This is a genomic window from Niallia circulans (assembly GCF_007273535.1).
GTDB lineage: Bacteria > Bacillota > Bacilli > Bacillales > Cytobacillaceae > Niallia > Niallia circulans_B.
This window is the reverse complement of record NZ_RIBP01000004.1, coordinates 95513-108093: the sequence shown is the minus strand read 5'-3', so window position 1 is coordinate 108093 and position 12581 is coordinate 95513. Positions and strand designations below refer to the sequence as shown.

11 protein-coding genes are annotated in these 12581 nt (G+C 40.0%); 10 read left to right on the top strand and 1 reads right to left on the bottom strand.

What is annotated here, in order from left to right:
* Positions 1-5 precede the first annotated feature (5 nt).
* The 10 genes from iolD (at position 6) to CEQ21_RS08425 (ending at position 11377) form a co-directional block, all read left to right on the top strand.
* Positions 6-1916: a 3D-(3,5/4)-trihydroxycyclohexane-1,2-dione acylhydrolase (decyclizing) gene (gene iolD / locus CEQ21_RS08470; RefSeq protein ID WP_185764235.1), complete on the top strand. Its 1911-nt coding sequence runs from the start codon at positions 6-8 to the stop codon at positions 1914-1916.
* A gap of 15 nt (positions 1917-1931) precedes the next feature.
* Positions 1932-2846 carry a myo-inosose-2 dehydratase gene (iolE, locus tag CEQ21_RS08465; RefSeq protein ID WP_185764234.1) on the top strand — a complete coding sequence of 305 codons (915 nt, stop codon included), beginning with the start codon at positions 1932-1934 and terminating at the stop codon, positions 2844-2846.
* Positions 2843-4261, top strand: coding sequence for a sugar porter family MFS transporter (locus CEQ21_RS08460; RefSeq protein ID WP_185764233.1), 1419 nt, complete (start codon positions 2843-2845; stop codon positions 4259-4261). Before iolE ends, CEQ21_RS08460 begins: the two co-directional genes overlap by 4 nt.
* A gap of 72 nt (positions 4262-4333) precedes the next feature.
* Positions 4334-5371: a bifunctional inositol 2-dehydrogenase/D-chiro-inositol 1-dehydrogenase gene (locus tag CEQ21_RS08455; protein ID WP_185764232.1), complete on the top strand. Its 1038-nt coding sequence runs from the start codon at positions 4334-4336 to the stop codon at positions 5369-5371.
* 70 nt (positions 5372-5441) lie between these two features.
* Positions 5442-6317, top strand: a complete 876-nt coding sequence (locus tag CEQ21_RS08450) for a sugar phosphate isomerase/epimerase family protein (RefSeq protein ID WP_185764231.1) — start codon at positions 5442-5444, stop codon at positions 6315-6317.
* Between the two features lie 14 nt (positions 6318-6331).
* Entirely contained in the window at positions 6332-7177 is an 846-nt protein-coding gene (locus CEQ21_RS08445) for a sugar phosphate isomerase/epimerase family protein (RefSeq protein WP_185764230.1), read from the top strand.
* 35 nt (positions 7178-7212) lie between these two features.
* Positions 7213-8082 (top strand): class II fructose-1,6-bisphosphate aldolase, encoded by an 870-nt coding sequence (fba, locus tag CEQ21_RS08440; protein ID WP_185764229.1) that lies wholly within the window; start codon positions 7213-7215, stop codon positions 8080-8082.
* 191 nt (positions 8083-8273) lie between these two features.
* Positions 8274-9947, top strand: a complete 1674-nt coding sequence (gene treC, locus CEQ21_RS08435; RefSeq protein ID WP_185764228.1) for an alpha,alpha-phosphotrehalase — start codon at positions 8274-8276, stop codon at positions 9945-9947.
* A gap of 27 nt (positions 9948-9974) precedes the next feature.
* The gene (locus CEQ21_RS08430; protein ID WP_185764227.1) at positions 9975-10442 is read left to right on the top strand and encodes a PTS sugar transporter subunit IIA; all 468 of its coding nucleotides are present in this window, start codon (positions 9975-9977) and stop codon (positions 10440-10442) included.
* Positions 10443-10570: 128 nt separating this feature from the next.
* Complete coding sequence (locus tag CEQ21_RS08425) at positions 10571-11377, top strand: histidinol-phosphatase (RefSeq protein WP_185767198.1); 807 nt, start codon at positions 10571-10573, stop codon at positions 11375-11377.
* 40 nt (positions 11378-11417) lie between these two features.
* Here CEQ21_RS08425 and CEQ21_RS08420 read toward each other — a convergent pair whose 3' ends face one another.
* Positions 11418-12386 (bottom strand): Gfo/Idh/MocA family protein, encoded by a 969-nt coding sequence (locus tag CEQ21_RS08420; protein ID WP_185764226.1) that lies wholly within the window; start codon positions 12384-12386, stop codon positions 11418-11420.
* Between the last annotated feature and the right edge of the window lie 195 nt (positions 12387-12581).

Genomic DNA, 12581 nt, shown 5'->3' with positions numbered 1-12581 from the left:
AAAGAATGGAAACGATTACTTTGACTACAGCACAAGCGCTCGTCAAATTTTTGAATCAGCAGTATATCCATGTTGATGGAAAGGAATTTCCTTTCGTAGAGGGTATCTTTAATGTATTTGGGCACGGAAATGTATTAGGAATTGGCCAAGCGCTCGAACAAGACCCAGGACATTTAAAAGTGATCCAAGGGAAGAACGAACAAGGCATGGCACATGCAGCGATTGCCTACAGCAAACAAATGCTAAGACAAAAAATATTTGCTGTTTCCACATCTTCTGGACCAGGATCCGCCAATGTTATTACAGCAGCAGCGACAGCACACGCAAATAACATTCCTGTATTGTTTATTCCTGCAGACACTTTTGCATCAAGACAGCCGGACCCTGTTTTGCAGCAAATGGAGCAAGAATACAGCATTGCTGTCACAACAAATGATGCCTTTTTGCCTGTTTCCCGCTATTGGGATCGTATCACTCGTCCAGAACAGCTTATGTCGAGTTTGCTTCGTGCATTTGAAGTGATGACAGATCCTGGGAAGGCTGGGCCTGCAACGATTTGTATTGCTCAAGACGTAGAAGGAGAAGCATTTGATTACGATGTTAAATTTTTTGAGAAAAGGGTTCATTATGTGGATCGGAAGGCTCCGCATGAGCGTGAGCTCGAAGGTGCAGTTAAGGCGATAAAATCCGCCAAAAAGCCGCTTATTTTAGTTGGCGGAGGCGCTAAATATTCAGAGGCAAGGGAAAGCTTGATCGCATTTTCGGAAAAATTCAATGTTCCCCTTGTTGAAACACAGGCAGGTAAGTCAACTGTGGAAAGTGATTTCAAAAATAATCTCGGCGGAATGGGGATTACTGGGACACTTGCAGCGAATAAAGCAGCAAAAGAAGCAGATTTAATTATCGGGATTGGTACAAGATATACAGATTTTGCGACATCCTCAAAAACTGCTTTTGATTTTGCTACAGCTAAATTTTTAAATATTAATGTCAGCAGAATGCAAACATACAAGTTCGATGCATTTCAGGTTGTAGCTGACGCGAAAACAACGCTTGACCGCTTAATCCCGTTGCTTGACGGTTATGAAAGTGACTTTGGAAGCAGAATCGGCGAGTTAAAAGAAGAGTGGCTGACAGAAAGAGAACGCTTAGGACGTGTTGAATTCAGCCGCGAAGGCTTCGATCCGGAAATCAAAAATCACTTTACACAAGAAATACTCAATGAATATGCTGATGCCTTAAACACTGAGTTAGCACAAACGACGGCATTGCTTACAATTAATGACACGGTGGAAAAAGACAGCACGGTTATTTGTTCAGCAGGTTCGCTCCCAGGCGACTTGCAGCGCTTATGGCACTCAAGTACACCGAATACGTATCATCTTGAATACGGATATTCGTGCATGGGCTATGAAATTTCTGGAGCACTTGGTGTTAAATTAGCAGATCCTTCAAAAGAGGTTTATTCCTTTGTCGGAGATGGCAGCTTCCTTATGCTGCATTCTGAGCTTATTACCTCCTTGCAATATAAGCAGAAAATCAATGTGCTTTTGTTTGACAATTCAGGCTGGGGCTGTATAAACAACCTGCAAATGGATCATGGCAGCGGCAGCTTCGATTGTGAGTTCCGAACTGCAGATAACCAGATTATGAATATCGACTATGCTAAAGTTGCCGAGGGCTATGGAGCAAAGGTTTATCGAGCAAACACGGTTGAGGATTTGAAAGCAGCATTAGAAGATGCAAAGAAACAAGATATTTCTACATTGATTGAAATGAAAGTGCTGCCAAAGACAATGACAGATGGCTATGACAGCTGGTGGAATGTTGGTGTAGCGGAAGCCTCAACTAGCGAAAGTGTTCAAAAAGCTAACGACTCAAGGAAAGCGAAACTTCAAGAAGCAAAACAATATTAAAAGGGGAGAATGGGGATGGGGAATCAAATATTATGGGGTATTGCACCGATAGGCTGGCGCAATGATGATATTCCCGAAATTGGTGCCGGTAATACATTGCAGCACTTGTTAAGTGATATTGTAGTTGCAGGTTTTCAAGGAACAGAAGTAGGTGGATTTTTTCCAGAACCAACCATTTTGAACAAAGAGCTTAGCTTGCGCAACTTGAAGATAGCAGGAAAATGGTTCTCAAGCTTCATCATCAGAGATGGTATTGAATCGGCAAAAGCAGCTTTTCATGAGCATTGTAAATACTTGCAGGAGGTCCATGCAGCTGTTGCAGTTGTTTCGGAGCAGACGCACAGTGTGCAAGGAACCTCGGAGAACGTATTTACAACAAAGCCTCACTTTACAGAGCAAGAATGGAGTCTGTTATGTGCGGGCTTAAATGAACTTGGAAAAATTGCCGAAGCATACCAATTGAAGCTCGTCTATCATCATCATATGGGAACAGGTGTCCAGACATTGGCAGAAATAGACCGTTTAATGGATAATACTGATGCAAATCGTGTTCACCTTCTGTATGATACTGGCCACATTTATGTTTCTGACGGAGATTATATGACATTACTCGTCAAGCACAGAAACCGTATCAAGCATGTCCATTTTAAAGATGTCAGAGAAAGTGAGCGTACTGCCTGCAGCAATGAAGGCTTATCTTTTCTGCAATCTTTCCTGCGTGGCATGTTTACAGTACCTGGGGACGGCTGTATTGATTTCACAGAAGTATATGCTTATTTGCTTAAAACCGCATACAGCGGCTGGATTGTCATCGAAGCAGAGCAAGATCCAGCTATCGCTAATCCTTTGGAATATGCACTTATTGCCAGAAAGTATATTGACCAGAACTTGCTTGTCCAAACATACAAGGAAAAGGGGAATGTTGTATGACTACAAGCGGTGAGCCACATAAAAAACATTTGAAGAAAATTACTTTAATCTCTACATTCGGAGGGCTGCTGTTCGGTTATGACACAGGCGTTATAAATGGGGCCCTCCCCTTTATGTCAGAAGAAGATCAGCTGAACTTAACTCCATTTACAGAAGGGCTTGTCACAAGTTCACTTTTGTTTGGTGCTGCTTTTGGGGCGATGTTTGGGGGCAGATTGTCTGACCATCATGGCCGAAGAAAAAATATTCTTTATCTCGCTATCTTGTTTATCATTGCGACATTAGGCTGTACCTTTGCGCCAAGCGTTGAACTTATGGTTACCTTCCGCTTCATTTTAGGTCTTGCTGTCGGCGGTGCATCCGTTACCGTTCCTGCTTTCCTGGCAGAAATGTCGCCAGCTGAAAACAGAGGCAGAATGGTAACGCAGAATGAATTGATGATTGTATCAGGACAGCTGCTCGCGTTCACTTTTAATGCCATCTTAGGAAACACACTCGGCGATACGGCTCATGTTTGGAGATACATGCTTGTAATCGCATCACTTCCTGCAGTATTTTTATGGTTTGGAATGCTTATTGTTCCGGAAAGTCCACGCTGGCTTGCCTCTAAAGGCCGCCTTGGTGATGCACTCCGTGTGCTGCAAAAGGTAAGGGCAGAAGCAAGAGCACAGGCAGAGTTGAAGGAAATTGAGAAATCACTTTCAGATCAGTCGCAAATGAAAAAAGCCACTTTTAAAGACCTGAATGTTCCTTGGGTACGAAGAATCGTGTTTATCGGTTTAGGAATTGCTGTTGTACAGCAAATAACAGGTGTTAACTCCATTATGTATTATGGAACAGAAATATTAAAGGATGCCGGTTTTGAGACAAGAGCAGCTTTAATAGGTAATATTGCAAACGGTATCATATCTGTTGTTGCTACCTTTGTTGGAATTTGGCTCTTAGGTCGGGTCGGACGCCGTCCAATGTTGATTACAGGCCAAATCGGCACAACTATTGCTTTGCTGTTAATCGGAATCTTTTCTCTTACTATGGAAGGATCACCAGCACTTCCATATATCGTCTTATCCTTAACTGTAACATTTTTAGCCTTCCAGCAAGGTGCTATCTCACCAGTGACATGGTTAATGCTGTCAGAGATATTCCCGCAAAGACTTAGAGGGCTGGGTATGGGTGTAACAGTGTTCTGCCTTTGGATTACGAACTTCCTTGTCGGCTTGCTGTTCCCAGTATTGATGGCAGGTATTGGCTTATCAACGACATTCTTTGTTTTTGTCGGTCTTGGAATTCTTGCGATTTTATTTGTTAAAAAGTATTTGCCAGAAACGAAGGGCCGCACATTAGAGCAATTAGAAGAAGACTTCCGCAATTATGGGAAGAACAACGCAGATGATGCAATTCCAGAAGCAAAGTAAGGTGTATGAGGGATAATTGTAAGCGGATTCTAATTTAAATATAACTAAATAAACAGAAAGAGGATGAGAGCTATGACATTAAATATTGGAGTAATCGGAACAGGTGCGATTGGACGCGAACATATTAAAAGAATCACAAACACACTGTCAGGCGGGAAAATAGTCGCTGTTACGGATGTAAATCAAGAGTCGGCAAAACAAGCAGTTGAACAATATGGATTGGATGCTGCAGTTTATCCTGATGATGTGTCTTTAGTTGCAGCAAATGATGTGGATGCTGTATTTGTAACAAGCTGGGGTCCTGCACATGAAGCAAGTGTGCTTGCGGCGATTGCTGCTGGTAAGTATGTATTCTGTGAAAAGCCGTTGGCAACAACGGCAGAAGGCTGCATGCGAATCGTTGAAGCAGAGATGAAGCATGGTAAACGCCTAGTTCAGGTTGGCTTTATGCGCCGCTATGACAGTGGGTATGTACAGTTGAAAGAAGCAATTGACAATAAGTTTATTGGCGAACCACTATTAATCCATTGCGCTCACCGTAATCCCGAGGTTAATGAAATGTATACGACAGACATGGCGATCTCAGACACGTTAGTACATGAGATTGATGTCCTTCATTGGTTGGTAGATGATGACTATAAATCTGTTCAAGTACTATTCCCAAGAAAATCAAAATATGCACATGAAAACTTAAGAGACCCGCAAATCGTCATATTGGAAACACAATCCGGCATTATTATCAATGTAGAAATCTCTGTTAATTGCCAGTATGGATACGATATTCAATGTGAGGTTGTTGGAGAAGACGGAATTGTGAAGCTGCCTGAATTCCAAAGCATCACATACCGCAAAAATGCTACATTAGGTTCCAATATATTAGTAGATTGGAAGCAGCGTTTTCTTGATGCATATGATGCAGAGCTACAAGACTTTATGGATTCTATTAAAACAACTGGCGAGCCGAATGGTCCGACAGCATGGGATGGCTATATTGCACAAGTAACAGCAGATGCATGCGTGAAGTCCCAGCAATCCGGCGGCAAGGAAGAAGTTGTTTTAGCTGATAAACCTGATTTTTATAAAAAAGGGTTAGAGACTGCGAGTCTATAATGTATATAAGGGGGGTATTTCCCCCTTATGGTGGCATAATTTTAAATTACTAAGGGAAGAGGTTAAATACATGAGATTAGCATATGATCCATCACACTTTCGCGATAACACAGGGTTAAAGGAAACAATCGACAACGTAGCAAGACTTGGATACGAATATGTGGAGTTTTCCCCGCGCAAGGATTTCATCTGGTTTTACGAGTATCCAAAAGTTGATAAGCAGCTGATTAAGGATTTAAAGAGATATTGCTCAGATGCAGGCGTGAAAATTTCCTCTGTTCTGCCTGTCCAGCAATGGTCTTCCCCGAATGAATTAGAACGGCAGGCTGCAGTGAGAAACTGGAAGCGATGCATTGAAATTACGTCAGATTTAGGCGTTGACTTAATGAATAGTGAATTTGCCGGCGATAAAACGCGCCCATCAGAAAGTGAAGCATCCTTTATCCGTTCCATGGATGAGCTTATGCCTATTTTTGAAAAGGAAGGAATTGCCCTTAATCTGCAATCACATCCACATGACTTTATTGAACTGAATATTGAGGCAGTTCGCATGATTCGTGCATTGGATAAAGATTGGATTAAATTAGTTTATTCTGTGGCACATGCCTTCTTCTATGATGATGGCATCGGCGATATCGGTAAACAACTGGATGAAGCAAAGGACTTGCTGGCACATGTCTTAATTGCTGACACACTTAATCATAAAGCAGCCTTTGGCTTACGTTATATTGTGAATCCGCCGAATGCCAATGTAACAGTTCACCAGCATTTGAATCCAGGTGAAGGGGAAATTGACTTTGATACATTATACCGTAAGCTAAGAGAATTCAACTTCAACGGCATTGTTACAAACTCTGTTTTTGCTTATCCGGATAAACCAGACTGGTCCAATGAAGTCACATTAAATTCAATTAAACAAGGCTTAGGTTTGTCAGCAGTTAAATAAGGAGGATTTTCATTATGAAAATAGGGTTAAATCAAGGAACAACATTAGAGAACTCCAGTTTAGAAAAGGACTTAGAGCTTTGTGAGAAATACGGCTATGACTATATTGAAATTAGATCAATCGATCAGTTAAAAGACTACTTAAAAACACATTCATTGGAGGATTTAGCTGCGTACTTCCAAACACATCATATCAAGCCGCTGTCACTAAATGCGCTAGTATTCTTCAATAATCGTACAGAAGAAGAATATGCAGCATTGCGTGAAGAGTTTCAGGAAATGCTTGAAATTGCTAAAGTAATTGACTGTAAGAATATTGTTGTAGTGCCGCTTGTTTCAGAGCAAAAGATACTGCGAAAAGACATTATCAAAAGCAGTGTCGAGACGTTAAGAGATTTGTCTGACTTGGCAGATCCTTATGGAGTGAAGCTTGCCATTGAATTTATCGGTCATCCACATGCGACTATAAATACATTGGAATTTGCTAATCACGTGGTAAACGAAGTAGACAGACATAATGTTGGTATCGTATTTGACACATTCCAATATTATGCAATGAATTCAACGCTAGAAAGTCTGGAAAACACAGATCCTGCCAAAATATTTATTTTCCATATTAATGATGTGGAAGATTATCAGCCGGGTATTTTAATGGATGTTGATCGGGTGTATCCTGGACACGGTGCAATTGACTTGGATAGCATTCTTGCCATTTTAAAAGACAAGGGTGTAGACCATGTATCTGTGGAATTATTCCGACCAGAATACTATCAGCTTGATGCAGAAGAAGTAATCAAAACGGCGAAGGAAACAACAATGCAAGTGATTTCAAAGCATTTTGAAGTAGAGAAGGCTCTGTAAAAATTATTTGTAAAAAAGAGAATGGAGGTGTAGCAATGGCGATTGTTTCCATGCATGATATGTTGAGAAAAGCAAAGGAAGAAAAGTATGCTGTCGGTCAATATAATATGAACAGCTTTCAGTGGGTTCAAGCAATATTACAGGCAGCCGAAGATGAGCAAGCACCTGTCATTGTTGCCGCTTCCGATAGATTAGTTGATTATTTAGGAGGCTTCAAAATAATCGCTGCAGGTGTGTCTGCATTAGTGGAAGAACTGGAAATTACAGTACCTGTAGCCCTTCATTTAGATCACGGCAAAAGTGTGGCAAGATGTAAGCAGGCGATAGATGCGGGCTTTAGCTCTGTTATGATTGACGGCTCCCATTCACCTATAACAGAAAATATTAGAATGACAAAAGAAGTTGTCGAATATGCAAGAAACTTCGGTGTTTCCGTTGAAGCAGAAGTAGGAACTGTCGGCGGCAATGAGGATGGATTAATCGGAGGGATATCCTATGCAGATCCAGATGAGTGCTTACAGTTAGTCAATGAAACAGGGATTGACGCGCTCGCAGCAGCATTAGGATCTGTGCATGGACCGTATAAAGGCGAGCCAGTCCTTGGTTTTAAGGAAATGGAGCATATTTCTAAAATTACAAATGTTCCATTAGTACTGCATGGGGGTTCCGGTATTCCACTGCACCAAATCCAAAAATCAATTGAATTAGGTCATGCTAAAATCAACGTTAACACAGAATGTCTGCAAGCTTGGGCTAATGCCGTGCGTCAAAGTATTGTACAGGATGAAAAGGTATATGATGCCAGAACAATTCTTGCACCAGGTCAAGCAGCGATTATAGCAACAGTGAAAAGCAAAATCCAAGACTTCGGAACAAGCCGAAAAGCTGTTAAGCTTAAAGTATAACTACATGTAAATATTGGATGAAAGAAAAGCTTATTGTGAAACCTAATCACAATAAGCTTTTTTGCTTTGTCAGTGGAAACGGAAAATGAAAACGCATTATTTTTTAATTGACAACATGTATATACATGTTATCATTAAAGTATAACCTGTATATACAGGATTCACAACGTAAATAATGGCGGTGTTTATAGATGAATAAAACATGGTGGGAAAAGGCAGTTGTATATCAAATTTATCCGAAAAGCTTTAATGATACTACCGGTAGCGGTGTTGGTGATATTCAAGGGATTGTCGAAAAACTGGACTATTTAAATGAGCTTGGTGTTGATGTTATTTGGCTTACACCAATTTATGCTTCTCCTCAAAAGGACAATGGCTATGATATTAGTGATTACTTCTCCATCCATCCTGAATACGGGACAATGGAAGACTTTGATTACCTGCTAAGTCAGGCACATGAAAAAGGGATTAAAGTCATTATGGATATTGTTGTTAACCATACATCTACAGAGCATGAATGGTTTAAACAAGCAGCATCATCCAAGGATAATCCGTTTCGAAACTATTATATTTGGAAAGATGGCAAGGGCGATGGAAGCGAACCGACTAATTGGCAGTCAAAGTTTGGCGGCAATGCATGGCAATACGATGATAAAACAGGCCAATACTATCTTCATTTATTTGATGTCACACAGGCTGATTTAAACTGGGAGAATGAAGAGCTGCGCCAAAAGGTTTACGATATGATGAATTTTTGGTTCGAAAAAGGCATTGATGGCTTCAGACTAGATGTCATTAACTTAATTTCAAAAAATCAACAGTTCCCTGATGACATTGTTGGTGATGGAAGAAAATATTATACAGACGGACCAAAGGTTCATGACTATATTCATGAGATGAACAAGGAAGTATTCTCCAAATACGATTCCCTGACAGTTGGAGAAATGTCGTCAACAACACTGGAGCATTGCATTCAATATACAAACCCAGAAAGAGAAGAGCTAAGCATGACCTTTAACTTTCACCATTTAAAGGTGGACTACCCAAACGGTGAAAAGTGGGCATTAGGGGAGATGGATTTCTTTTCCTTAAAGGAAATATTATCGAATTGGCAGACTGGCATGAATACTGGCGGAGGCTGGAACGCTCTGTTTTGGTGTAACCATGACCAGCCGCGGGTTGTTTCAAGGTATGGAAATGATAAGGAATACCATAAGGAATCAGCAAAAATGCTAGCAACCGTTATTCATATGATGCAAGGTACTCCATATATTTATCAGGGTGAAGAATTTGGCATGACAGATCCTAAATTTGATTCTATTGAAGAATACCGTGATGTTGAATCAATTAATATGTTTCACATTTTAAAACAATCGGGAAAAACAGAAGCGGAAATATTAGAAATCTTAAGGCGAAAATCTCGTGATAACTCTAGAACTCCTGTACAATGGAACAAAGAGGCAAATGCAGGCTTCACATCAGGCACACCATGGATTAATACAGCGAGAAACTATCAAGAAATTAATGCAGAAGCTGCCTTAAAGGATTCAGATTCGATTTTCTATCATTATCAAAAGTTAATATCCTTGAGAAAAGAGTATGATATTGTCACAAACGGTAATTATGAGCTACTGCTTCCAAACGATTCGCAAATCTTTGCGTATGTACGTGCAAATGGTGCAGAAAAGCTGATTGTAATCAACAACTTTTACGAAACACCATGTAGATTTGAGCTGCCGGCACATGTAGATGTTGATGGTTATTCCACAAACATATTGCTGTCAAACTACTCTGACTCAAGTGCGGATTTGCAGAAAATAGAATTGCGTCCATATGAATCAATTGTAATTCACTTGCAAAAATAAGCTACGTAAAATCATGGAGGTGCCACGATGTTTAAAAACTTGTTCAAAAAGAATCAATCAAATGCGGAGGAAAGTAAGTTTATCTTGCCATTAGAAGGGAGACTCCTTCCTATCGAGGAAGTGCCAGATCCAGTCTTCTCACAAAAAATGATGGGCGACGGTGCAGCGATAGATCCAACAAATGGTACGCTTGTATCACCAGTTGATGGACAGGTTGTCAATATATTCCCAACTAAACATGCAATCAGCTTAATGGACAATAACGGAAGAGAAATTCTGATTCATGTTGGTTTAGATACTGTTACGTTAAAGGGAGAAGGCTTTATATCGCATGTAGAAGATGGACAGAAAGTGAAACAAGGCCAAAAGCTGATGGATATTGACTTTGACGCAATTAAAAGCAAAGTGCCTTCCATTATTACACCAATCATCTTCACAAACTTGAAAGAAAACGAAAAAGTAGTTATTGAAAACAACGAAATAAAAATTGTTTGAATATGAGGACATGGGGTATTTACTCCATGTCTTTTTTATATTCCAATCCGCCTTGCATGACAGTTTGAAACATGTTCGTATATACTTATTTTAAATCAGTTAACAAAGAGGAGTGGCGTATGAAAAGCATCTTGTTTGATTTGCATACACATCATGACAGATGTGGTCATGCAATCGGAAAAATGGAAGAATACATTAAGTCAGGCATCGACAAAGGGCTTCATTATATTGGTATCTCTGATCATTCACCATTGTTTTTCCATGAGGATGACAGGCCATTTCCCCGCTATTCTATGGCAAAGAGCGAGTTTGTACATTATGTGGAGGAAGTGTTAAAGCTAAAGGAAGCTTATAAAGGGAAGATTGAAGTCTTGTTAGGAGTTGAAAGTGATTTCTACCCACATCTTCTTCATTTATATACAAGAGAGTACGAGAAATATCCTTTTGACTATATCATTGGGTCTGTCCACTATGTGAATGGAAAAAGCATTTTTGATAAGAGCAGATGGGGGGCGCTGACAGATGCACAGCGTATTAAAGAAAAAGAGGATTACTATCGATTAATTCAGGCTTCTGCCAAAAGCGGCGTCTTTCAAATACTAGGACATATTGATGCAATGAAAGGGTATTATCCGGCCTTTTCTGAAATCCAAACACCAATTATTAATGAAACCCTTAAAATAATCGGTGAGTCAGGTGTCTCTATTGAAGTTAACACATCTGGAAAAATGAAAGCAGTTGGCGGCTGGTATCCATCTGACGATATGCTTGAACGGGCTTTTTATTATAATGTCGACATAACATTCGGCTCAGATTCCCACACCCCAGAGCGGATAGGGGATGATTTGTTTGATGTGCAAAAAAAACTTAAGCAAATTGGCTATAAGGAAATGGTCTATTATGTTGGTCAAAAACGTCAGACAGCACCGCTATAAAAAAAGGCATGCAGGTTAATTTAGCCTGCATGCCTTTTTTTTATTCAAACGGATAGCTTATACCCCATTGTTTCCGAACATCTGTCATGATTTCCATCACGTCAATACTTAATGGCAGTGTGGTTTTCTGGTCTTTGTCTGCGATAACTCTCTCCATATCTTCAATTTCATAATGAAGGGCTTTAGCGGTTTCGCCTGCTTCAACCGTCTCTAGTGTGCCATCTAAGTAATGGATTGTGGCAACATTTGCTCTTGGAAAATCGGGAACGATAATATGACCATTATCTCCAGCAATAATGCCAAGCTTTTGTGTTCTTGCTCTCATTGCGAGTGTTATAACAGCCATTTCGTCATCCTTGTTTTTCAATATGATTCCTGATTGCTCATCAACACCAGTTGTATATTTTTTGACCGTTGTCAAAATCTCATCAGGCTGTGAGGAAAGGAAGGATCTGGCGAAAGAAAGAGCATATGTACCAATATCCAACAATGCTCCACCTGCGAGATCCATATTGAAATAGCGATTTGTTGGATCATCCTCTTTGGAACTGCCAAACAAGACATTGACCATTTTTAATTTGCCGATTTTCCCAGAGGATACTATTTCACGCAGCTTTTTATACAAAGGCATATGGTAAATAGTCATTGCTTCAGCTAATACAAGCTGTTTTTCTTCAGCCAGCTTAACAGCGTCAAGAAGCTGTTCAGAACTGACAGTAATTGCTTTCTCGCAAAAAACATGTTTATTATTTTCCAGGCTTTTCATGATGTATTCATAGTGGTTAGAGTGTGGTGTTGCAATATAGACAACGTCGATGCTGTCATCTTGGAGCATGTCCTCATAATTGCCATAAGCTTTTTGAATATTAAATTGCTCTGCAAATTGTTCCGCTTTTTCTAATGTGCGTGACCCAACTGCATAAATGCTTCCATGAATGTCATTTAACGCCCCAGCAAAATCAGCGGCAATGGACCCAGGTCCAAGAATAGCCCAATTTAATTGTTTCATATGCTCACCCCTTTAAACAGTCTAGTAGACGATTATTCCACATCAATGAATAATTCCCTATATTAACCATTCTAAACCATTTTACATGTTATTTTCAACGATAAAACTCGAAAATTAATATGATATTATATCTACTTTTTTAAAAAAATGCAAGAATTTTAATTTGTGAAAAAGGCTAATCAATCATTGTGAGGT

Coding starts and splice junctions, on each gene's coding strand:
- iolD (WP_185764235.1), top strand. CDS start 6: ATGGAAACGATTACTTTGACTACAGCACAAGCGCTCGTCAAATTTTTG.
- CEQ21_RS08460 (WP_185764233.1), top strand. CDS start 2,843: ATGACTACAAGCGGTGAGCCACATAAAAAACATTTGAAGAAAATTACT.
- iolE (WP_185764234.1), top strand. CDS start 1,932: ATGGGGAATCAAATATTATGGGGTATTGCACCGATAGGCTGGCGCAAT.
- CEQ21_RS08420 (WP_185764226.1), bottom strand. CDS start 12,386: ATGAAACAATTAAATTGGGCTATTCTTGGACCTGGGTCCATTGCCGCT.
- CEQ21_RS08430 (WP_185764227.1), top strand. CDS start 9,975: ATGTTTAAAAACTTGTTCAAAAAGAATCAATCAAATGCGGAGGAAAGT.
- CEQ21_RS08445 (WP_185764230.1), top strand. CDS start 6,332: ATGAAAATAGGGTTAAATCAAGGAACAACATTAGAGAACTCCAGTTTA.
- CEQ21_RS08455 (WP_185764232.1), top strand. CDS start 4,334: ATGACATTAAATATTGGAGTAATCGGAACAGGTGCGATTGGACGCGAA.
- fba (WP_185764229.1), top strand. CDS start 7,213: ATGGCGATTGTTTCCATGCATGATATGTTGAGAAAAGCAAAGGAAGAA.
- treC (WP_185764228.1), top strand. CDS start 8,274: ATGAATAAAACATGGTGGGAAAAGGCAGTTGTATATCAAATTTATCCG.
- CEQ21_RS08450 (WP_185764231.1), top strand. CDS start 5,442: ATGAGATTAGCATATGATCCATCACACTTTCGCGATAACACAGGGTTA.